This is a genomic window from Sphingobacterium pedocola (assembly GCF_015209965.1).
Classification (GTDB): domain Bacteria; phylum Bacteroidota; class Bacteroidia; order Sphingobacteriales; family Sphingobacteriaceae; genus Sphingobacterium; species Sphingobacterium pedocola.
Window position 1 is genome coordinate 1,467,456 of record NZ_MU158689.1, and the last position, 22,716, is coordinate 1,490,171.

Annotated in this window: 16 protein-coding genes and 1 pseudogene; 13 read left to right on the plus strand and 4 right to left on the minus strand. The window is 42.0% G+C overall.

Annotation, left to right across the window (positions count from 1 at the left end; translation table 11 throughout):
* Positions 1 to 21: 21 nt before the first annotated feature.
* A complete protein-coding gene (locus C4F40_RS06200; protein WP_196938483.1) occupies positions 22 to 708 on the minus strand; it encodes a head GIN domain-containing protein in 687 nt (228 codons plus the stop codon).
* A 256-nt stretch (positions 709 to 964) separates the two neighbouring features.
* Between C4F40_RS06200 and C4F40_RS06205 the strand changes: the two genes are divergently transcribed.
* From C4F40_RS06205 to C4F40_RS06230, 6 genes are all read left to right on the plus strand, one after another.
* Positions 965 to 1,381, plus strand: coding sequence for a glutathione S-transferase family protein (locus C4F40_RS06205; RefSeq protein ID WP_196938484.1), 417 nt, complete (start codon positions 965 to 967; stop codon positions 1,379 to 1,381).
* Positions 1,372 to 2,052: an N-acetylmuramoyl-L-alanine amidase gene (locus C4F40_RS06210; RefSeq protein WP_196938485.1), complete on the plus strand. Its 681-nt coding sequence runs from the start codon at positions 1,372 to 1,374 to the stop codon at positions 2,050 to 2,052. Before C4F40_RS06205 ends, C4F40_RS06210 begins: the two co-directional genes overlap by 10 nt.
* 42 nt (positions 2,053 to 2,094) lie before the next feature.
* Positions 2,095 to 2,406, plus strand: coding sequence for a hypothetical protein (locus C4F40_RS06215; protein ID WP_196938486.1), 312 nt, complete (start codon positions 2,095 to 2,097; stop codon positions 2,404 to 2,406).
* A 284-nt stretch (positions 2,407 to 2,690) separates the two neighbouring features.
* On the plus strand, positions 2,691 to 4,325 hold the full coding sequence (locus tag C4F40_RS06220) for a tetratricopeptide repeat protein (RefSeq protein ID WP_196938487.1): 1,635 nt from the start codon (positions 2,691 to 2,693) through the stop codon (positions 4,323 to 4,325).
* A gap of 240 nt (positions 4,326 to 4,565) precedes the next feature.
* Complete coding sequence (locus C4F40_RS06225; protein WP_196938488.1) at positions 4,566 to 7,361, plus strand: TonB-dependent receptor; 2,796 nt, start codon at positions 4,566 to 4,568, stop codon at positions 7,359 to 7,361.
* A gap of 40 nt (positions 7,362 to 7,401) precedes the next feature.
* Complete coding sequence (locus tag C4F40_RS06230) at positions 7,402 to 8,481, plus strand: phytase (protein WP_196938489.1); 1,080 nt, start codon at positions 7,402 to 7,404, stop codon at positions 8,479 to 8,481.
* A 172-nt stretch (positions 8,482 to 8,653) separates the two neighbouring features.
* Here C4F40_RS06230 and C4F40_RS06235 read toward each other — a convergent pair whose 3' ends face one another.
* Both C4F40_RS06235 and C4F40_RS06240 read right to left on the minus strand, forming a co-directional pair.
* Positions 8,654 to 9,658 (minus strand): cytochrome d ubiquinol oxidase subunit II, encoded by a 1,005-nt coding sequence (locus C4F40_RS06235; protein WP_196938490.1) that lies wholly within the window; start codon positions 9,656 to 9,658, stop codon positions 8,654 to 8,656.
* A 6-nt stretch (positions 9,659 to 9,664) separates the two neighbouring features.
* Positions 9,665 to 10,991, minus strand: a pseudogene (locus C4F40_RS06240) (cytochrome ubiquinol oxidase subunit I).
* A 350-nt stretch (positions 10,992 to 11,341) separates the two neighbouring features.
* Between C4F40_RS06240 and C4F40_RS06245 the strand changes: the two are divergent.
* From C4F40_RS06245 to C4F40_RS06275, 7 genes are all read left to right on the plus strand, one after another.
* Positions 11,342 to 11,932 (plus strand): RNA polymerase sigma factor, encoded by a 591-nt coding sequence (locus C4F40_RS06245; RefSeq protein WP_196938491.1) that lies wholly within the window; start codon positions 11,342 to 11,344, stop codon positions 11,930 to 11,932.
* Positions 11,933 to 11,996: 64 nt separating this feature from the next.
* Complete coding sequence (locus C4F40_RS06250) at positions 11,997 to 13,187, plus strand: FecR family protein (RefSeq protein WP_196938492.1); 1,191 nt, start codon at positions 11,997 to 11,999, stop codon at positions 13,185 to 13,187.
* Positions 13,188 to 13,360: 173 nt separating this feature from the next.
* Positions 13,361 to 16,738, plus strand: coding sequence for a SusC/RagA family TonB-linked outer membrane protein (locus tag C4F40_RS06255; RefSeq protein ID WP_231389940.1), 3,378 nt, complete (start codon positions 13,361 to 13,363; stop codon positions 16,736 to 16,738).
* A gap of 30 nt (positions 16,739 to 16,768) precedes the next feature.
* Positions 16,769 to 18,250 (plus strand): RagB/SusD family nutrient uptake outer membrane protein, encoded by a 1,482-nt coding sequence (locus tag C4F40_RS06260; protein WP_196938493.1) that lies wholly within the window; start codon positions 16,769 to 16,771, stop codon positions 18,248 to 18,250.
* Positions 18,251 to 18,266: 16 nt separating this feature from the next.
* The gene (locus C4F40_RS06265; protein WP_196938494.1) at positions 18,267 to 19,085 is read left to right on the plus strand and encodes a DUF4843 domain-containing protein; all 819 of its coding nucleotides are present in this window, start codon (positions 18,267 to 18,269) and stop codon (positions 19,083 to 19,085) included.
* On the plus strand, positions 19,066 to 20,535 hold the full coding sequence (locus tag C4F40_RS06270) for a PKD-like family lipoprotein (RefSeq protein ID WP_196938495.1): 1,470 nt from the start codon (positions 19,066 to 19,068) through the stop codon (positions 20,533 to 20,535). Before C4F40_RS06265 ends, C4F40_RS06270 begins: the two co-directional genes overlap by 20 nt.
* 45 nt (positions 20,536 to 20,580) lie before the next feature.
* Positions 20,581 to 21,720 carry an AhpC/TSA family protein gene (locus C4F40_RS06275; protein ID WP_196938496.1) on the plus strand — a complete coding sequence of 380 codons (1,140 nt, stop codon included), beginning with the start codon at positions 20,581 to 20,583 and terminating at the stop codon, positions 21,718 to 21,720.
* 52 nt (positions 21,721 to 21,772) lie between these two features.
* Here C4F40_RS06275 and C4F40_RS06280 read toward each other — a convergent pair whose 3' ends face one another.
* Positions 21,773 to 22,627 (minus strand): NAD(P)-dependent oxidoreductase, encoded by an 855-nt coding sequence (locus C4F40_RS06280; protein ID WP_196938497.1) that lies wholly within the window; start codon positions 22,625 to 22,627, stop codon positions 21,773 to 21,775.
* Between the last annotated feature and the right edge of the window lie 89 nt (positions 22,628 to 22,716).

The window sequence follows — 22,716 nt, forward strand, 5'->3', positions numbered from 1 at the left end:
TTACAAGAGCGAGTATAAAAATTATGGCGCGGAAAGGAAATTGATTTTTCCACCAGCGAGTTTCCGTTGCTTCCGTTCGGCCGGGTTACCATAAATGTCTATTACTCCTCCTGCTCTGGTTTGCACATCGACACTTTGCTTCGCATTTATTTCGCAGCGACCGCCGGCATTTACACGTGCATATGCATCGTCCGAGTGCAAATCTTTTGCAATATACGTTCCGCCAAAGGCTATATTGGCCTCTTGCTTTGTGGCTTCTCCCGAAAGATCGATGGTACTTCCTGATGTGCTATACGACTCCAAGAAGTCTACACGGACAACTAAGTTTAATTTTGCCCCCTCATTAGCCGTTAAAACAAGAGAATCGGTTTGTATTTCCCCATGTTCCATTTGTACATGGGCCCCCTTTCGGACGGCAATGGTATTAAGCGTGGGCGTATAAACGGTAACCTCCGCTTGATCGCCTTTCAGCAGGTAGCCTGAGGTCATTTTTATGCGTAGTGTCCCGTTTGTTTCGATGACTTCAACCTGATTGGCGAGTTCTCCTGTGATAACCACCTCATTCTTATCATTCGGAATCAATATTACATTTATTTTATCCGTTACATCTAATTGCCGTATCGCACCTATACTTCTGGATAATTGTGAAAAGCCTGTTTGAATCATTAATACAATAAGCGCAGCGGCAAATACTATTCTGTACATCATTTTAAATTAAATTAAATTTATCGTTATCGTCCTATAGTTATCGTTCCAAAAATAACCAATTCTTTTGGTATATACCTTTTTCTTAACGGGCCATTGTAAAAATCGAAAATAACTAAAGATACTATACATGATCGTCGAGCAAGATAAAGAACAGTAAAATTAAAAACAGGCGCTTTATAACTGCTCCAAAATTCGTATCTTTAGTACTTATTTAAAAAGTAATGCGGTGGCATTGCCGTATATAAAACGTTCTTCTATGATGATTAAAATAAAACTAGCATCCCTATTACTCCTAGCAGTTTTTAGCACTTCATGTCAGCAAACTTCGGAAAATAAAAATGCTTCTTCTGGTGCACAACAAACGAAAATAGACTCGCTAGAGGTAGAACATGATTTGCAAAATGAGACCTTAACGGATATGGATTCTACTGTAGTATCAGTAGACCTGAGTCTTGCACCTAAAATATATAATGCAAAAGTACTTTCTCAGCCCAATCCGACGTCTATCCACCCGGATTGGGAGCAAAGTGAGTTGGGAAAATCATGGAGCTTGTTTGCAACTAAAAAAATCAACAATAAAGATGGTATATTTTACGAAGGGGATCTCGTATCGCCAAGAGGAGGTAAAATGGAAAATGGTCCGTACTATTTTATAGCGTCAGAATGGGAATAGTGATCAGGTCGTACGCCAACACGATAGGAAAAATGGTCGTAATGGTATTTCTATTTATAGGAATTAATAACAGCGAAGTACTGCTGGCAGATGCGGGGGGCAGTAAACATGTTGTTGCAGATTCAGAAAATAGCAAACAAATTGATACAGTAACTATAGTGCCTCGAAGCGCTTGGAATGCACAAGAGGCTAAACCCTATAAAGCACATTTGCCGGTATTAATTACCGTACACCACGAAGGTGGTAAGATATTGCATAAAACAGATAACGCCAAACAGCGATTAAAGAATATACAAACTTGGTGTATGGGACCTGATCGCAATTGGTCGGATATCCCCTACCATTATTTGATAGCACCGGATGGCACGGTCTATGCGGGAAGAAATCCCCTTATTGTGGGAGAGACGAATACGGAATATGATCCGACGGGTCATTTACTGATATGCTTTTTGGGCAATTACAACGAACAAAAAATAGATGAACACCTGCTAGCGGTATTAACCGATCTACTACGGGATTCTTGTAAAAAGTATAAGATATCTCCAAAGGACATATCCACTCATAAGGATCATAGCAAAATGACCAGTTGTCCGGGAGAAGATATTTATTCCTACTTTGAAAGTGGATATATTTTGAATGAAGTCAGCAGAAAGATGAAAAAGAGATCATAATATTCTTTCTAAGTTTAAATTATAAATCAAGAATCATTAGCCGTGAAAAAACGTAAGGTTTATAACAATCAGGACTTCAAAGCGGGCGATATTGTGCGGTCTCACACGCCCGTACCCGGCAATGATCCCGATATGATTTTCATCGTAGTACAGGCATATTACGATAAGGAATTGCCAATGGTAGAATTGGTCAAATTTAGTAGAGAACTCAACTACTATTTTACGGTCAAAAAATGGTTTATTCATGATTTGGAACGCGTACCTAATGTAAGCCTAGAGCTGGAAAAGGAAATAGAAGAATTCTTAAAGCGTAAGCCGGGTAATTTATTGGTTAGCAGACTATTGAAATCGTAATTACTTTAACACTTAAAACAAAACAGTGATAACCCCACCTAAAATACGACAGAAGGATAATCTACTGCGATCTGTCACCGTGAAGCCGTCTTTCGAATAAAAGCATCCAACACACACACGTACTCGCTCATCTATCCAGATGCGCACTCTTTAAAAAAATCTGAGAGAAAAAATTTGTGGTCGCTGTTAACTGAATTAAAGTTAATGATAGCGTAACATTATATTCACTTTGCAACTTTACTTTTAAATGTCGAAATGTATCCTCAGTATTTTTTTAATCCAAAATGAAGCAATTTTTCACGTATATACATCTTTTACTTTTTATCTTCCTATTTGCTACAGGTGTGTTTGCGCAACAGGAACAATCCACTTATTCAACATCAAAAAAGGAATCGATGAGGCAGAATCCCGATTTGGCTTTCAAGCAAATAAAGCGTAACCTCAACGATGCATTGGAGGAAGGAAATCAGCTGTTTGCAGCACGCTGTTATAGGCAAATCGGAGAACTGTACTACTACCAAGCAGCTTATTTACAGGCGCTTGATAATTTCTACAAGGCAGAATCTTTGTTTAGAAAACAAGAGCAATTCTTGGAACTGGCGAATACCTGGATCAAAATAGGAGAAACCAACTTTTACAATAAGCAGTACACGGTATCCTCGGAGGCTTTTGAACAGGCACTCTCGCTGTATACATCGGTCGATAACAACGAAGGTATGGCCGATGCATTAGCACATATCGGACAGGTATATGAGAAAACAGAAAATCTTCAAGAAGCCAAACGATACCAATATTTAGCTTTAGATCGCCTTGGAGATAATGCGGATCAAGCATTGATGGCCAAGATTTATGAAAACATTGGCAGTATTTACGAAGATAAGTTTCAGCTGGATTCGGCACTGTTATTTTTTCAAAAGGCGTTAGAGATCATTAACCGACAAGATGATAAGATGGGCAAAATAGAGGTAATTAATAATCTGGGCGACGTTTTTCGCAAAACAGGTGATTATGAAACTGCGTTGAGATACACCCGAGAGGCTACTTCATTGGCCAAAGATATGAACGAGCATTATCAGTTAGCAAGTGCTCATCGTGACCTAGCAAAGACTTTCTCGTTGATGGGAAGGTACGACAGCGCATATTACTATAGCGAAGCCGGCAGAGAGATCCACGCCGAAATTTTTTCAGAAGATATGACCAAGCAGCTCACAATTCTTCAAACTTTGTTTGAATTGGAACAGAAAGATGATGCTATCGTACAATATGAAAGGGAGCGAAAGATTCACTATACCATGCTTTTGTTCGGAACCGCTATCGTGCTGCTATTGATTTTTCTAGGCATCAGTGTGATCAGTAGACAAAAACTGAAGATCACGAATGGAAAGCGGCTCCATGAGCAAAACCAGATTCTTTATGAAACCCAAAAGCGGGCTATGGAAACCGACCTGTACAACAAAAAACTGAAGGAGGAGAATCTGAGAAATGAACTGGAGCTAAAAAGCAAGGAACTTACCAGCCATACCCTGCACTTGATTCAGAAAAATCAATTGCTAGATGAACTTAGGGAGAAATTGAGTGTGGTGGTAAAAAGCGATAAGAGAGATCAACGAAAAGAACTGAAGCATATCATGAACCTCATCCAGCTAAACCACAACCAAGATAAAAACTGGGATGATTTTCGCATCGTATTTGAACGCGTACACGAACACTTTTTTGACGGACTAAAAGAACATAGCGAAACCCTAACTTCGTCTGATTTTCGACTAGCCGCTTTATTGAAAATGAACCTGAGTTCGCCCGATATTTCGACTATGCTGGGCATATCGCAGGACAGCCTACGGATCGCACGATATAGGCTGCGCAAGAAATTGAACCTCCCAGAAGGAGAAAGCTTAGCAACATTTATTCAACGCCTGTAAGCGCAGCACATCTGCTTAAAACTATGGTAACACCCGGTTAACAAAAAGTTAATGGTTATTCAGAAAAATCATAATAAGCTTATTTACAGGATATTAAACACTAAATCTTTAGCATTGTTGCTATGCTGTATATGGGCGAATTGACGTTGTTGCTGTTTTGTTTACGCACAAAAATTGCCGCTATGCCTGCCGTCTACAATCTTTGTCGAATAAATAAAACCACACCAAAAAATGTTTAAAATGAAAGGACTACTTTACTTATTTATTTTTTTCCTATGTTGTTCAAACGCAATTGCGCAGACAACGATTTTAAAAGGGAAAGTCATGGATTCCAGCGACAGCTTTTCGCTTCCGGGCGCAACGCTACGCTTGGAGCAGGGAAACCGTTATACCGTATCGGATGCAACGGGGTCTTTTGAGTTCTTGAATCTTCCTGCTGGAACATATACCCTCTCCGTAAATTATATGGGCTATCAAGCTTATAATCAATCAGTCACTATCAATGGCAAACAGGAACAGTTGCAGGTTCTTTTGGACCCGGCGTATAAGACTGTGGGCGAAGTACAGATTATCGGCGATATGGCCCGAGGCCAGGCGAAGGCATTAAACCAACAAAAAAACAACAGCAACATCACTAATATTATCTCGTCAGACCAGGTGGGTCGTTTTCCGGACCAAAACATTGGAGATGCATTGAAGCGCGTCCCAGGTATCACCATGCAAAATGATCAAGGAGAAGCACGCAACATCATTGTACGGGGTCTATCTCCGGAACTAAACTCGGTAACACTAAATGGTGACCGTATCCCCTCGGCCGAAGGTGATAACAGGAACGTACAAATGGACCTGATCCCTTCAGATATGATTTCGAGCATTGAGGTGAATAAGACGTTGACACCAGACATGGATGCCGATGCCATTGGTGGTTCTGTCAACCTGATTACTCGCGCTGCCCCCAATGGCCAGCGACTATCTGCAACGTGGAGCGGTGGATATGCCCCTATACGGGAAAAAGGACTGTATAATGGATCGATAGTCTATGGTAACCGTTATGCAAACAATAAACTAGGTCTAATAGTAAGCGGAACAATCCAGACCCAAAATTTTGGTTCGGACAATATCGAAGCTGTCTGGGAAGTGGACGACGATCGTACCTTTGTCGAAGAAATGGACATCAGAAAGTACGATGTACAACGTATCCGCCGCAGTTTTTCCGTCGCTTCAGATTTTGAAATAAATTCAAGAAACAAATTGGAGTTTAATGCCATATACAATTGGCGCGACGACCGCGAAAATCGCTACCGTACACAGTACAGGAAGATGGAATGGGATGAAGATGAACAATCTTTTGTCGGAGACATACGTCGCCAAACAAAAGGAGGTGCTGATGGAAAAAACCGTAACACGCGACTCGAGGACCAAAGGGTGCTTAACTTCTCGCTAAGAGGAGAGCATCTTTTATCTTCAAAGCTCGACTTTGACTGGGCAGCATCATATTCCAAAGCTTCCGAAGATCGTCCACATGAACGTTATATCGATTTTGAACAAGAGGCAGTAGTATTGGGCCAGGATCTGAGCAATGCATATAAACCGCTAATCATTGATAATTACCATGATTACTCCCGGTTTGAGCTTAATGAAGTAACCGAAAACCACGATTATACGTCCGAAGATGAGTTCGGAGCAAAGATAAACTTCCGATTGCCTCTTAGCGTGATCGATGGACAAAAAGGACGTTTCCGCTTTGGCGGACGCTTACGCTTAAAGAACAAGACGAGAGACAACGTCTTTTATGAATATAAGCCAACAAGCGGTTTTGAAAGCATGGCCGCTCTGCCGTTGGAAAACTGGCAAATGAATAATTTCGGACCGGGTAGCCAATATGTGCCCGGGGGGTTCGTAGACAAGAAATACTTGGGAAGCCTGGATTTTGGTAATTCTGGTCTCTTCGAACAGGAAGCCGTGCCTTCGGAGTACCTGGCGGTAAATTACAAAGCCAAAGAGATGATCACTGCAGGCTATATACGTTGGGATCAAAATTTTACGGAACGGACCTCGATGATCATTGGAGCGCGCGTAGAATATACTAAAATAGACTATACAGGTAACTACGTGGAGGATGAGGAAGATTTAGTTGGCGCTGTCAACAACAAGAATGACTACATCAACATTCTGCCAAGTTTGACATTGAAACACGATGTAACTAAAGACTTGATCCTTCGTGCAGCGGTGACCACGAGTCTAGCCCGACCTAATTATTATGCGTTGGCTCCTTATGTCAATGCTCTACCTGGAGATGCTGAGCTTAGTGCGGGTAATCCCAATCTGAAGGCGACATATGCCACTAATTTTGATTTTATGGCCGAAAACTATTTTCAAAATATCGGTTTGGTTTCCGCGGGTGCATTTTACAAACGGCTAAATAATTTCATATATCGGTATAACGATCCTAATTATAATACCGGGAAGTTCGAGTCTGATTTCCCAACGGTATCTAACCCTGTTCCAGCCGGGGAAAACTGGCAATTTGTACAGTACCGTAACGGAGATAATGTCGATGTGTATGGGTTTGAGGTAGCATTCCAGCGTCAACTAGACTTTCTACCAGGAAGGTTTTTAAAAGGTTTCGCAATCTATACGAACTACACATTTACGGAATCCAAGGCACAGGGAATCCAAAGTAGCGAAGATGGAGATGAACGTACTGGTCTGGGTTTACCGAGAACAGCTCCACACATGTTTAATGGCTCTCTTTCTTGGGAGAACAACAGATTCTCAGCCCGTGTATCCGCAAACTATACCGCCGCTTACCTGGATGAGATAGGCGAAAGTGATTTTTATGATGCCTACTACGATAAACAGTTTTTCCTGGATGCGAATGCGTCGTACAAAATAACCCGTCAATTACGCATCTTCGGCGAAACCAACAACTTGACTAATCAACCGTTACGCTATTATCAAGGTAGCAAGGAACGGATGATGCAGCTGGAGTATTACCGTCCAAGATATACGTTGGGACTGAAATTTGATTTATAGTAATACGCAGACATTTTTAAACTCAAAAAAATTACAGGAAATGAAAAGACATCTCAATATTTTATCATTTTTGGCATTTGGCCTAATGATTTTGTCTTGCCAAGACAGCATGGCACCGGTCGCTGAAAATGCGATCAAACCCACGTTTATTACAGAACCTACACCTCATGATACAGATGATCCTGCTTTTTGGATTCATCCGACAGATCCTTCGAAGAGCCTTATCATCGGCACTGATAAAGAAGTTGGTGGTGGTTTATATGTCTATAACCTGGAAGGAAAGATTGTGAACAGTTTTGATAATATGCAACGTCCAAACAATGTTGATGTGGCGTATGGATTGGATATCAATGGTGTGAAAACCGATATCGCCGTGACAACTGAGCGGAAAACAAATACGATCCGGATATTTTCGCTGCCTGACTTAACACCCATTGACAACGGGGGAATTCCGATTTTCGAGGGAGAAACAGTCGACGGAGAACGAGATGGCATGGGCGTAGCATTGTATACCAAACAGGTCGATTCGACTAGCAGCGAAATTTATGCAATTGTTGGACGGAAAACTGGTCCTGCAGAAAATTATTTATGGCAATACAAATTGTCCGGAAATACCGATGGCACAGTTGGAGCGGCAGTGGCACGCAAATTTGGCAGATACAGTGGAATAAAAGAAATTGAAGCGATCGCGGTAGACAACGAGCTCGGATACGTATACTATTCGGACGAGACAGCCGGAATACGGAAATATTACGCCGACCCCGCTAAAGAAAACAATGAGGAACTCGCTTTTTTTGGGCAAAAGGATGCAAAACGGGATCATGAGGGGATTGCTATCTATAAAAAAGATGCTGAAACAGGATATATTCTGGTATCTAACCAACAGAAAAATATATTTTTGGTTTATAAAAGAGAAGGCTCAGAAAACAATCCACACACACATCAGTTGATCGCAGAAATTCCTGTTTCAACGGTAGAATGTGATGGAGCCGATGCCGTCAATGTCAACTTCGGTCCACAATTCCCACAAGGCATTTTTGTAGCAATGAGCAACGGGAACGTGTTTCATATATACGACTGGAGAATAGTGCAGGAATGGATAGATAACAATTCTATGTAACAAAAATATTAAAATCTAATTATTGGCAAGTAATTTGATCTATATGTAACTCATAATTTAGGTTAATAATTGGTTAGTTAGAAAATCCTGAGGCTCCCCGCTTCAGGATTTTTTTATTTCATATGTCGTTATACTCAGAAGATCCTTCCTACTTCTGACAGCCTAAGATTTATTAAGGTCTTTTCTTGTGAAATGAATAAAGTAGATAAAAAAGAAACGGGAGTATAAAAATGCTTCCAAGCAGTAGACCCCACGCTAACAGCGCAATTGTCTTTTCGCTACTCTGCTGATCTAAAAGCGAGAGTGCGCTTCCATCGGCAAATAGAATAAGTTCCGGAAAATGATTATAGGTCGCAGCGATCAGGATCATGAGAACCTGAAAGGCGGCACAGATCCGCATTAACGTACTTTTGTAGCGGCGGGCAGCAATAAAAAGCACGATGATGGATACCGTTGCCAATAGGATTGCCGTTTGACCGATCAGGCTTCCGAATACCCATTCAAATAACGGTATACCCGTCCAGTAAGCCATTACAAATACTAGACTACCAGTGCCCAATACCACGAAAAAGTATATTTTAGCTTTGCGCATGAGGTAAGCAGCAAACCCCTTGTCCCCCGCTTCCCCGACAATATATATGGAAGCCAGATAGGCGCTGATAGATACCGTGAAAATGCCAACTGCGATACCGAATGGATTCCACCAGCTATACACATAGGCTGCCAGGAAGTCTGTGGCGGCAGTATCAATCTGTCGGGAAACGGTACTGGCCGCTATAATACCTAAAAAGAAAGGCGTTACCAGGCTACTGAGTTGAAAGATTCGATTGTAAACCCACTGCCATTCGTCTTCAATGGCATCGTAATGCCGGAAAGTAAATGCGGTACCACGTGCTATAATACCCAAGAGCATGAGCAAAAGCGGGATATGAAGGTAAATAGACAGCGTGCTATAGATTATTGGAAAACCAACGAAAAGTACGACAATCGCAATAATTAGCCACATGTGATTTGCTTCCCATATTGGACCGATCGACTTGTAAGCGGTAGCTTTGACCTGTTGTTTGTTCTTTTTCCCCGTAAATAGTTCTATAATACCTACGCCAAAGTCTGCTCCTCCCAGTATGAGATAGAGATAAAGGGAAACCCAGAGATAAGTGACAACCACGTATAGCATATCGTATTATTTAGATTTTATGCCAAAGTTAGGATCCGTTACATCATATAATCTTCCCACCATTTTTAATTGTCTGTGCAGCAAAAATATCACAATTGCGGAAAGCGATACAAATACGGCGGTAAATATATAAAAGGAATACACAATGCCGGGCATTGGCGTAACAGCATCTTTTGTACGCATAATGCCGTAAATAATCCAAGGCTGACGTCCGACTTCCGTAACTACCCACCCCGCTTCAAGGGCGATATAACCTAGGGGTATAGCAAATACAAAAAGGCGCAAAAACCAGTTGGCTTGCATCCAATGCTTTTTTTTCCACATAGCGATGAGGTATAAGAGCGAAATCCCGCAGAGTATCATGCCCAAAGTGATCATGATCTGAAATGCATAGTGTGTGATGGCTACAGGAGGCCAATTTTCTTTTGGAAATTCGTTGAGTCCTTTGACCGGCTTATCCATGTCACCATGTGCGAGAAAGCTAAGTACGCCCGGTATTTTGATCGCGTAATCTATCTTTTGTTTTTCCTCATTGACAATGCCTCCGAGGATAAAAGGCGCTCTCGCCTCCGTATTGAAATGTGCTTCCATAGCCGCTAACTTTATCGGCTGCCGTTGGGTTACGTCCTTTGCAGATATATCTCCGCTGATCGGTTGCAATACAGCCACAAGTTGCAGCGATCTTAAATGCCTTAGCATGGAATTCCACATTTTTTCGCTTTAAAATCATCAGGGCATGCATGCCGGCTACCGCGAATCCCGTGGATACAAATGCGGCTAACACCATATGCAGTGCTTGAGAAAACCATGCATCGTTGAGCATAGCGGCGATAGGGTCAATATTGGAATACACACCGTTATGATAATCAAAACCCGTCGGACTGTTCATCCAGGCGTTAGCTGCTACAACGAGTATGCCCGATGCTAAACCGCTGATACCGACCAACACCCCCGTAGCCCAATGGAACCATTTATTGAATCGATCCCAACCGTACAAAAAGAAACCCAGTGCAATGGCTTCGATAAAGAATGCCGTCCCTTCCAATGAGAATGGCATCCCAAATATGGGCCCCGCATGTTTCATGAACTCGGGCCATAGCAGCCCCAATTCGAATGATAACATGGTACCCGAAACAGCACCTGTAGCAAAAAGAATCGCTACGCCTTTGCTCCACGCTTTTGTTAAGCCTTTGTAGATCTCGTCTCCCGTCCGCAGATATTTAAAATGACTAATCGCCATAAAAAAAGGCATGACCATGCCCACGCAGGCAAATATAATATGAAAGCCAAGTGACATGGCCATTTGGGAACGGGCGGCGATAAAATCATCCATGTTTTAGATCATTTGTAAGCGTATAGGTCAGCTGCTTTCATTCACAGTTGTTTCTTTTTCCAGACTTTCTGGTATATGTTACTAAGGTACGGATTGGATGTTAAAAGCACAACCCGTAAATCACTTCCGACATTCTTAACCTACAGAATAAACAGAAACTTTAAATTAGCGACGCCGGAACCTATGACATCTTTTCCTCACGAAATTCATTAAATTAAACACAAACAGTGACAAAAGCACTCATCCACCAATCAGATTCAATGTGATTCATTCATTCGCGCCGTATTTTCATCTAATAATGCTTATATTTACGAAATAAATCATACTAGCCACGTTCTTAACGAGAAAAAATGAAATATACGAGTGAAATGCTTTTACTTTACGATCTAAAAAATGGAAAAGAGAAGGCATTTGAGTATATATTCCACCGATACTACAATCGGCTTTGTGTATTTGCTTCTAATTTTGTTGATGAGACCAAGGAGGCAGAGGATATCGCAGAGGAAGCTTTCGTAAATATATGGAACAGCAAACGGGATTTTCAAAGCATACTCCATCTTAAATCATCGTTATACCAAACGACCCGTCGTATAGGATTAAACAAGCAAACTGCTCGGCACCGCCGAATGATACGTACGGATAATTACCTAGCAAACCAAGAACAATTTCAGGAAAGCCAGCTACAACATATTGTATACGCGGAAGCTATGGGCGAACTGTATGAGGCTATAAAAAACCTGCCTCCTAAGGCCCAACAAATTATCAAAGCAACTTATCTGGAAGGAAAAAGTAATCAGGAAGTGGCCGATGAAATGGGAATAAACTTACAGACGGTAAAAAATCAAAAACTGCGCGCGCTAACCATTTTACGCAACCGCCTGAACAAAGATTCTTTCAACCTTTTAATCTCTGGTGTATTTATTATAGAAAAATTTCAATAATTTACATTTTTCTTTAGTACTTTTTTAAATCGGCGTGGTATATATAGGTAACAAGCGGAAAAATATGTACCAAAACGAAGAAGAACCCGTCATTATCGGTGAAATTATTGCAAAAGAGATCCAGGGGATACACTTAACCGAGGCAGAGCAGGGACTATTGCAATATTGGTTAAGCCTTTCGGATAAAAATCAGGATGTTTACCGGCGCTGTAAGAACACAGACGAACAGCGACAGGCGTATGAAAATTTTTCGGGAATAGATAGTAAGCGAGCGTTTGCCAGGTTAACGGAAAAAGTTTTTCCTTATCCGGTAGTTGAGAAAGTACCTGTCCTAATACGTTCACGGCCCTACCTTATCGCTGCATCCTTGTTGTTGCTAATTGGCGTCTGTTCGTATATATTTTTCATGCGGACGGGAGAGCCGACAACAATTGGCGCACCTATCACGGCCTTAGATTATGCCCCAGCGGGGAACAAAGCGACGATAACGCTATCCGATGGACGATTGTTCGAGCTGGACGAAAGCCAACAAGAAATCTATATCGATGAAAATGGGGTAAATTACCACGACGGTGAAGTGGTCGCCCATACAAAAGCTGTAGCATCTGTAAAAATAGCTACACCGAGAGGTGGGACATATCAAGTAACACTTCCGGATGGTACGCGCGTAAAGCTCAATGCGGACAGCGAGATAAATTACCCTGTTACCTTTTCCAAAGACAAACGAGAGGTTAGCCTAAAAGGAGAAGCCTACTTTGAGGTAACGAAAAAAACAGACCTTCCTTTCATTGTCGTTACCGACGATCAAATATTAACGGTGTTGGGCACCCATTTCAACGTGAACGCCTATGCAGCAGACTACCCAATCAAAACAACATTGACGGAAGGTAAGGTACGCGTACAGGTTTTGGCAAACCGAACGGAAACTGTACTTGATCCAGGACAACAAGCTGTATTGGAGGGAGGGAAAATTTCTAAAAAGTATGTCGATGTGCTACAGGAGCTAGCCTGGCTTCACGGTAAATTTAACTTTGACGGTAAATCGCTCAGAGAAGTTATGCGAGAGGTATCCCGCTGGTATAACGTCGAGGTCGTTTACAAAGGCACCGTGCCCGATATTGAATTTTTCGGCGGCACTTTTCGGACGAGTAAACTATCCACCATATTGACCTTACTGGAAAGCAATGACCTAAGCTATCAACTCACAGCAGATAACAAGTTGGTGATTTCCGCTGTATCTCAGGCTAAAAAATAATTGATTGCACTTAAAAGAAAAGAAAGGAGGTTCGGGGAACATATTTAAGAACATGTAAGAACAATAAGCGGAAAGGTAGTTGCAATACCTTCCCGCCGAACTCAACCAGGGGTCTAACTGGCCTTTAATTAATCGTATCGGACGTAGTCCAATTACTAACCACGACAAAATTAATGAATATAAGTTACTTTATCAGAGTGATCAAACTAAGTACATTATTGTATTTCGTTGCATGCCTACAATTTAGTTATGCAGCCTACACCCAGACTGTCACCTATACGGGACAAAACACGTCGCTAACGACCGTGCTACAAGCGATAAAACAGCAGACCGCCTATGAAGTTATGGGTACAAAGGAGCTGTTGACTAATGCGCAGCCCGTAAATATAGTGGCTAAAAATATGCCCTTAACGGCATTTTTGGACAAAATCCTTATTCCCCGGAATATCACGTACCGCATCGTCGAACGTACCATTATTCTGGAACGAAAACCCGTGGAAAGGAATGTCCCAACAAAAACAAATCGGGTAACCGAAGAGGCGGAACAACAGACCATCCAAGGTAAAATTATCGGAAGGGACAATTTACCACTAGCCGGAGCCAGCTTTGCCGCCGACGGTAAAATGATCGCTGTTGCCGATATGGAGGGTAATTTTACATTGCCCGGAACACCCGACGGCCGGACGATTACGGTCACGATGATAGGCTACAAACGCCAGGTATTTAAGCTTCAGGAAGGAAAATTCAGTTATCCCATACAGCTGCAAGAGGACGCCGCGGATGTGGAAGAAGTCATCGTGACGGGCTATCAGACAATCAAGAAAGACTCCTACACCGGTACAGCGATCACAAAAAGTGGTGAGGAACTCCGACAAGTGAACCCGCAAAATGTATTACAGGCAATGCAAGTATTTGATCCCTCATTTAAATTGCTGGATAATAATCTTGCTGGTGCAAACCCAAATGCGATACCGAATATTAATGTACGTGGTTCCTCTGCCCTACCCGCAGGAAGTGGGGAAGTATTACGTCGCGATAATATTACGGGGACAACGAATATGCCAGCCTTTATACTTGATGGGTATGAAGTCAGTGTACAAAAAGTACTCGATCTTGACATGACACGTATCGAAACAGTCACCATACTTAAAGATGCGGCTGCTACAGCTATCTATGGATCACGGGCCGCAAATGGTGTAATGGTAATCACCACGAAAGCACCGAAAGAAGGAAAACTTCAGGTAACCTATTCACACGAGAGCAATATCAACGCGCCGGACATTAGCGACTACAATGTATTACGTGCACCTGAAAAACTGGAGTTTGAACGGTTGTCTGGCTTATTTGATTCCGAAATTCAACGCCAGCCACAAAGTAATCTCGATGAGCTGTATTATAGCAAGCTAGCAAATGTATTAGGCGGCGTAGACTCCTACTGGCTGTCGCAGCCCTTACGCACGGCTGTCGGACAAAAGCATGGTTTATTTGTTGAAGGGGGCTCTGAAAGCTTCCGCTATGGTGTGGATGTACGCTATCAGACCAGACCAGGCGTGATGAAAGGTTCGGAGCGGAATCAGTATTCCGGAGGCTTAAACTTTAATTACAACCTGAAAAACAAAATCCGTTTCTTCAATGAGCTAGCGGTTACAGTCGTGCAGGGTACAGAATCTCCATATGGTGCTTACGTCAATTATGTACGCATGAACCCGTATTACCGCATGACCGACGACAACGGAAATATTATTCAACGGGTGGATACCTGGAGACGTGTCGACGCATCAGGATATACTAACGATGAATCTGTACTGAACCCATTATATAACGCGACCTTAAACAGCTTTAATCGGCAAGGTTACACGGAAGTTCTGAATAATTTTGCCGGAGACTTTGATTTAGGGTATGGACTACGTCTGCGCGGACAGGTTAGTCTAATGAAACGCATGAATACAGCAGACGAGTTTATTTCGCCAATGGCGAATGAATTTTATAATTATTCGACAGACCGCACAGATGAAAAAGGTAGCTATGAAAGCTATTACAACAACGAACTACAATGGGATGCAAACGTTCGTTTAAACTGGCTAAGACGGATTGGAAAAAGCGATTTTAATGTTGTCGGCGGAACCAACATCCGTACCGAAAGCATGGATGAACGCTCTTTTACGGCGATTGGATTTCCCAACGATCGCTTTCAAAGCATAGGCTTTGCGAAAGGATATGCTGAAAATGCGAGCCCATATAGTTACTTAGCTTTATCCCGATTATTCGGTGCTTTTTTGAGTACAAACTATTCTTACGATAACCGATTCCTTATGGACGCTACGGTGCGTATGGACGGCTCGTCAAAGTTTGGGGACAACAACCGCACAGCCCCCTTCTGGTCTTTCGGTCTGGGTTGGAATGTACACAACGAATCCTGGTTTCAAAACAAGGTTATTAACTTATTCCGATTACGCGCAACAACGGGCTTGACAGGTTCGGTCAACTTTGCACCCTATATGTCTACAACTACTTATACCTACGATCAAACCAATTGGTACTCTTCAGGTATTGGTGCTAACGTCCGTAATTATGGAAACGAAAACTTAACTTGGCAAAAAACACAGAATACAGATGTCGGCATAGATATGGGACTCTTTAATGACCGTATAACCCTATCGCCGAGGCTATATTACAAGTTAACAAAAGATATCTTGACGGATCTTACGGTAGCGCCATCAACCGGCTTTGCATCATACAAAGAAAATCTGGGCGATATGGAAAATAAAGGCTTTGAGATCAACCTCAACGCAGTCGCACTGCGAAATACCGATTGGACTTTAAGCTTAATGGCGAACATGGTGCGAAATGAAAATAAAATTGTGCGTATTTCCAATTCGCTAAAAAGCTATAATGATCGCGTTGATGATGTACAGCAAGAAAATGACTTCTTGGGAGTGCCTTTATTACGTTTTAAGGAAGGACAGTCGGTAGATGCGATTTATGCTGTTCCATCCTTGGGTATTGATCCGGAAAGCGGACGCGAGGTATACCTGAATAGACACGGGTCGTTGACGTATGACTGGAATGCAAGGGATATTACCGTAGTAGCTGTTGCAACCCCCAAACTAGAAGGTTTTTTTGGTGGTACACTACGGTACAAACAGCTAACAGCGGTAGCCTATTTCCAAGCGCGCATGGGTGCTAAAATGTATAACCAAACGCTGGTCGATCGTGTCGAAAACGCCGATCCGCGGTACAACGTAGACAGTCGCGTATTGGCCGAAAAATGGAAGAATCCGGGCGATGTCACTTTTTATAAAAGCATACAAGACCAAGGACAAACGAGGGTATCCTCTCGTTTTATTATGCCCGATAATCTATTGGCCTTACAGTCTGTGTTCCTATCGTACGATTTCGAGACAGCTTGGGTGCAGAAAATGTCGTTATCCCGCCTTCGCTTAGGACTAACGGCCAATGATATTTTCCGAATGTCTACGGTACGGCAAGAAAGAGGGATCAACTATCCCTTCGCAAGAAGTATTAGCTTTAGTTTACAAGCAGCACTATAAAACAGAATACATATCATAGCGAACTGAAAAATGAAAAAACTCATAATATACATCCTGCTGTTATCGCAAACTGCTTTTTTATCCTGCTCCAAATGGCTCGATATTCAGCCAGAAAGCGATATCGATCGGGATCTTCTCTTTTCAACCGAAGAAGGGTTTAAGGAAGCTTTATTGGGAATTTATACCCGAAGTGCCAAGGCAGATCTGTACGGGAAAGAACTTACCGTCGGCACCCCGGAAATATTGGCGCAAAATTACAGGATAAAACCTCTGGAACACGACAAACACTTAGCCACAAAGAACTACAAGTACGACGATGCTGACTTTATGCAACATAGAGACGCGATATGGTTGGGACTTTATAATGGCATTGTAAATGCCAATCTTATTCTAGAACAAATCGATCGACAACAGCGCCTGTTTATCGGAGATAATTACCGTATTATCAAGGGAGAGGCGCTAGCACTACGCGGCTATCTGCATTTTGATGCACTTCGGTTATTCGCCCCTGCTCCTCTGGTAAACCCAGAAGCCACTGCGATACCATATGTAACTTCCTATTCAAATAAAACGACAGCAATGTCTAAGGTGACAGAAGTATTGGATTCCGTCATTGACGACCTGGAACATGCGAAAGAACTATTGGCAGACGATCCAATTCGCAAATCAGCCTATATTATTGGATATCCCAATGCTGACACACTGGCCAACACCGAATTACATAACCCAAGCTTATTCTTACAAAATAGAAGGCATCGACTAAACTACTATGCGGTATGCGGCGCCTTAGCCCGCATTTACTTGTACAAGGGAGACAAGATGAATGCCATGGTGAATGCGAGAATAGTTATTGATGCTAAAAAATTCCCCTGGACAAATAAAACTGATTTCCTAGCGGTAGACAATGACAAAAAAGATCGTATCTTTTATAAAGAACTGCTTTTTGGATGGTATATCCCAGCGATGAACAACCAATACAATAGAGACTGGTTCCCAGAAAACACAAACTATATGTATTTAGAAGTAGATGACACGCAGAGCATCTACGAAACATCAGGTCCAGGTGCCACAGACATTCGATTTTCGCAGTGGTTTATCGGATTGAATAGTAATGAAGTGGCGGTTCAAAAATACCGGCGTAACCCATTAGGAGACACCTTTATTGCAAATAGACACTACCTTATGGCACCAGGCATCCGACTTAGCGAGATTTATTATATAGCGGCAGAATGCACCTATGAAAGCGATCCGATACGTGCTCTAGCTTATCTGGATGAAGTTCGGGAGCAACGTGCAATCGATACAAAAGTGCAAGCCGCTAGTTTGGAACAGTTTCAGACCGAACTGCTCAAAGAATATAGGAAGGAACTATATGGCGAAGGACAGCTTTTCTACGCGTACAAAAGGTTGAATAGAGCCATTATAGGTCTACAGGGTGAAACGATTCCAGCAAGTCAAACTGTATTTGTTTGGCCTTTGCCAGACGATGAGATTATTTATGGACAGCGTTAATCTAATGGAAACAATTATGAAAAAACTAAAATACTTCGTTCTAGCATCTATTGGTTTTCTGTCGCTACTTAGCTGCAAAGAAGCGGAGCTGAAGCTCTATGAAGAAGATGCAAATATTTATTTTAACCTGAGTCAACGCGATCGCGATAGTATCGTTTACACGTTCGCTTATGATATGACAAAAGCTGTAGACACCGTCTATCTACCTGTACGAATTACGGGGCATCGTCTTCCACAAGGCAGTACTTACAAGGCCTATGTGGAACAGGACTCCTCCACTGCAGTTCCCGAACTACACTATAAACCCTTGGAAGATAATTATTCCATAGTTGCTAACTCAGGACACGCATGGCTTCCTCTTATTCTGTACAATGTATCCGATCTAGAAGAGCGGTCTGTGTCTGTAATTTTAAAACTACAGGGAACAGAAGACTTTGGTGTTGAAAACCCTAACATTATCCGTGCGCGGGTTATACTGTCAGCACGATTAGAAAAGCCGCATTGGTGGGATCAATGGCTCGGTGAATATTCCCGCGCAAAACATCAATTATTCACGCTTGTAACTGGGGTAGATTATATGACAAACACTGATGACGACCCATTTGGTGTACCAAAAAACACCTACATTGCGAGCGTGCTTACGATGATGCTAAATGATCCCTTCCGCTGGGTAAATAACAATCCAGAGAAAGGCTACGTACTCACCACAGAAGATGATGGTTCGACTTATTCCTTTTACCATAAGGATAATCCGAATAGGCCGATGCTACTTCGATATAATGCAGGATCCGGAAAGTATTTTTTTATAGATGAAAATGGAAGAGAGGTTAGATAATATGAAAATCAAGACAAATATCAACATGTTCCAAGTTGTGTTCTTTGCTTTCTTGCTATCATGCTTAGGCAGCTGCTATAAGGACAAGGGCAACTATGACATCAATATGCCGATTACGCCAGAAATAATTGGTTTAGACACGCTGTATGAAGCTGTAGTAGGGGACAGCCTGATCATTGAACCGAGATTTGAGGGTATTGATGCTAACCAGCTGGAATTCCTATGGAATATCATGGTTCCCGAATCCATTAACCCGGAACGCGATCTGTATGAAGGTTCTTCCCTTCGCATGCTGTTTGGATATGGAGCTAAAGTATATACGACTCGGCTAACGATTACAAACAAAGCGAATGGGATGAAGTATTTTCACAATTTTAAAATTCGCGGAATCACCGAGTTTTCTAAAGGCGACGTTGTTTTAAGTATAGAACAAGGAATAACGAAACTTTCCTTTGTCAAACCGGATAATACCGTACAACCAAATATTTACGAAGCAATCAATGGAGAAAACTTACCACGGGATCCCTTGCACATATATTTCATGCGTCACACCGGTATAAATAATGCAACTCCGTTGGGCTATTGGATAGTAACCAAAAATGGAGGGGTAAGAATAGACGTAGATGACCTGGGACTGGAAAAAGTGAAGCCGAATACGATACGCGATAATTTCTTTTTAGCACCCGCTACCATAGAGATTGGGAATCTCCAAAATCACCCCAATGGCGTACTGATGGGTGTAATTAACGGCAAATTTTATGGCGGAACCATGCAAACCTGGGACCAGGCGCACACGTACGGCATGTTTGGGAATAATGCCGATGGGAATTATGAATTGGCACCACAGTTCATCATGAGTACTATTAATGGTAATACCATCATGATTGGATACGAAAAAGATAAAAAACAATTTGTGCGATTAAACATCTACGGTATACCAATGTATTTTGGCACCCAATATACGCCCATCGATCCCGGAATTTTCGACCCCCACAATGTAGGTATGGATCTACTACATATCATACAAATCAACAACGCGGATACGTATGCCTATATGAAAGATGCAACCGGCAACATTTATGAGTTAAAGTTTAAATGTGATTATATCCGAGATTTCAACTTCAGATCCGAACATAAGAAACTATTTGTTCATCAGGATTGGATTAACGCCGACACGAAAATGGTGGCCACACAAACGGGAAATATCTACATCGCTGCACAAAACAAGGTATACAGGTATAACCCAATTAATCAACAAATCCGGGAAATGGAAACAACATTTAACGACAAAGTAACCATGTTGAAATTGGAGGATGATGAGAACACCCTTATCGCAGGGTCAGAAGGCAGCATTTATTACATGGATATCCATGTGGGACGTAACGGAAACCTTATTAAGAAAATTGAAGGAATACCAGGTACACCTGTGGACATGGCCTGGAGAAAATAAAAATGTGGAAATTGATAAATAAACGATAAAAAACAAATAATCTATATGAATATCCTAAAATTAACAGCAGCACTTTTGGTGCTATCCCCTATTCAATTGCTTGCACAGGACGGCTTCGAGTTAAAAGGCACAGCTCCTAAAAAATTCGATGGAAAAAAGGTTTATCTCGATTATACCAAAGAAGGCTTTTCTATGGCAGACTCCGCAGTCATTAAAAATGGTAAATTTACATTCACGGGTTTGGTCGACGAACCGGCCTATTCCCGAATGGTATTTGACCCAGAGGGAAAAGGCAAAATGATGGTGCAGAATACAGGTGATAGGCTTTACTTCTATCTCGGTAACGAAACCTATAAAATGGCTATTAAAGACTCCTTAAGCACGTCTAAGATTACGGGCTCTCCTATGCATGATAGCTACACAAAATATCTTACGGAAATCGGCGGTGATTTTATGAGCATCATCGATGGCGCGAATAAAGAGTTTGCTGCAGTAAAAGCGGACGCGCCTGATGCTAATGCACAGTACACCGCTATAAACGAAAAATATGAGGCAAAGTTTGAAGCCCGAAGAGGGAAAGAATTTATCTTTGCCCAGAATAACCCCAATTCCATATTTTCGATCGACGCATTGAAAGATGTGGCCAACAAACGTAAGCTTTCAGAAATCGAACCCGTCTTCTTAAAATTATCCAAGGAAGTAAGACAGCTTACATCGGCCCGCGAACTCGAAGCACGAATACTGGCGGATAAAATGATCAAAATAGGTAGTAAGGCTCCGGATTTCGCGCAACCGGATATGGATGGCAAAATGGTTAAAGTGTCTGATTTCTTAGGTCAGTACGTACTAGTTGACTTTTGGGCAAGCTGGTGCGCTCCTTGTCGTGCTGAAAACCCACACCTGGTTAAAGCGTACGAAAAGTATAAACCAAAGGGATTAGAAATACTTGCTGTATCCATCGATGATAACAAAGGTAGGGATGCGTGGCTAAAAGCTGTCGATGAAGACGGATTGCCTTGGGTTCATGTGGCGGATTTAAAAGGCTGGAGCAATGATGCTGCAGTGCTATATGGGGTAAGAGGTGTGCCGCAGAATTATTTGATAGATCCCACGGGCAATATTGTAGCAGTCAATTTACGTGGTGAAAAACTTGACATAGAACTGGCAAAAGTATTCGGTCAATAGAGTCAATAATTGGTTAACAGAAAATCCTGAAGCTCCCCACTTCAGGATTTTCTCATATCTTATTCTTCTCGTCCTTTAAATAGTTGATGATTCCAATAACGTCATCGGATCCAAACCCTTTATCGTGTGCCGACTGGTATGTATCAACCAACACTTGAGTTAATGGATAATTGGCTCCCGCCTTCTGGGCTAGAAGAATATCTTTCAGCATCAAGTCCAATGCAAAAGCAGGTGTATAGTCGTTTGCGATCAATGGATCGGTTTTAACTTTTGTTGCACCACTGCCGCTCGCACTTTCATTGATTATTTCGAGCATAGCATTACGATGTATCCCCAGTTTCTCGGAAAATAAAACCGTTTCTGCCAATCCCTGATAGATCATGGAAAGAAAATAATTAATCGATAATTTCGCTGCTATCCCCTGACCATTCTCTCCCAAATGCTTAACAAGTTTTCCTAATTTTTCCAAATAAGGTTGAGCCCGTATCACATCCTTTTCCTCTCCCCCAACCATAATAATTAACGTCCCCTCTGCAGCGGGTTTGGTGCTTCCGGCAACAGGTGCATCGATAAAAGAGGCTTCTTTTATCCGTATGGCTTTGGAGATTTCAATGCTCGCCTCCTGCGATATGGTACTCATATCCACAAAGAGCTTCCCAACTATGGAGACACCTAAAACCTGCTTATAAACTTCCTTTGCAGCATCGTCATTAGTAAGCATTGTGAAGATAATATCACAATGCGCAATCAATTCTTTAATGCTGCTGTAAATAGTGGAGTGCATCTTGAAATCTTCCGCTTTTGTAGCTGTTCGGTTATAAACGGAAAGCGGAAATCCCGCTTTTTCCAGATTTTTTGCCATGGGATGGCCCATATTTCCTAGTCCGATAAATCCGATTCTTTCCATACGTATTGTCTATTTTTTGTCGTTCAACCCTGTAATTTTCATCCTTCAGATAATAATAAGTTTGGATCCGCTCCATGCTTATTCGCGTT

What these genes read in the sequence shown, in the direction of transcription:
- C4F40_RS06200 (WP_196938483.1), bottom strand. Translation starts at nt 708, where the DNA reads ATGATGTACAGAATAGTATTTGCCGCTGCGCTTATTGTATTAATGATT.
- C4F40_RS06205 (WP_196938484.1), top strand. Translation starts at nt 965, where the DNA reads ATGATGATTAAAATAAAACTAGCATCCCTATTACTCCTAGCAGTTTTT.
- C4F40_RS06210 (WP_196938485.1), top strand. Translation starts at nt 1,372, where the DNA reads ATGGGAATAGTGATCAGGTCGTACGCCAACACGATAGGAAAAATGGTC.
- C4F40_RS06220 (WP_196938487.1), top strand. Translation starts at nt 2,691, where the DNA reads ATGAAGCAATTTTTCACGTATATACATCTTTTACTTTTTATCTTCCTA.
- C4F40_RS06225 (WP_196938488.1), top strand. Translation starts at nt 4,566, where the DNA reads ATGAAAGGACTACTTTACTTATTTATTTTTTTCCTATGTTGTTCAAAC.
- C4F40_RS06230 (WP_196938489.1), top strand. Translation starts at nt 7,402, where the DNA reads ATGAAAAGACATCTCAATATTTTATCATTTTTGGCATTTGGCCTAATG.
- C4F40_RS06235 (WP_196938490.1), bottom strand. Translation starts at nt 9,658, where the DNA reads ATGCTATACGTGGTTGTCACTTATCTCTGGGTTTCCCTTTATCTCTAT.
- C4F40_RS06245 (WP_196938491.1), top strand. Translation starts at nt 11,342, where the DNA reads ATGAAATATACGAGTGAAATGCTTTTACTTTACGATCTAAAAAATGGA.
- C4F40_RS06250 (WP_196938492.1), top strand. Translation starts at nt 11,997, where the DNA reads ATGTACCAAAACGAAGAAGAACCCGTCATTATCGGTGAAATTATTGCA.
- C4F40_RS06255 (WP_231389940.1), top strand. Translation starts at nt 13,361, where the DNA reads ATGAATATAAGTTACTTTATCAGAGTGATCAAACTAAGTACATTATTG.
- C4F40_RS06260 (WP_196938493.1), top strand. Translation starts at nt 16,769, where the DNA reads ATGAAAAAACTCATAATATACATCCTGCTGTTATCGCAAACTGCTTTT.
- C4F40_RS06265 (WP_196938494.1), top strand. Translation starts at nt 18,267, where the DNA reads ATGAAAAAACTAAAATACTTCGTTCTAGCATCTATTGGTTTTCTGTCG.
- C4F40_RS06270 (WP_196938495.1), top strand. Translation starts at nt 19,066, where the DNA reads ATGGAAGAGAGGTTAGATAATATGAAAATCAAGACAAATATCAACATG.
- C4F40_RS06275 (WP_196938496.1), top strand. Translation starts at nt 20,581, where the DNA reads ATGAATATCCTAAAATTAACAGCAGCACTTTTGGTGCTATCCCCTATT.
- C4F40_RS06280 (WP_196938497.1), bottom strand. Translation starts at nt 22,627, where the DNA reads ATGGAAAGAATCGGATTTATCGGACTAGGAAATATGGGCCATCCCATG.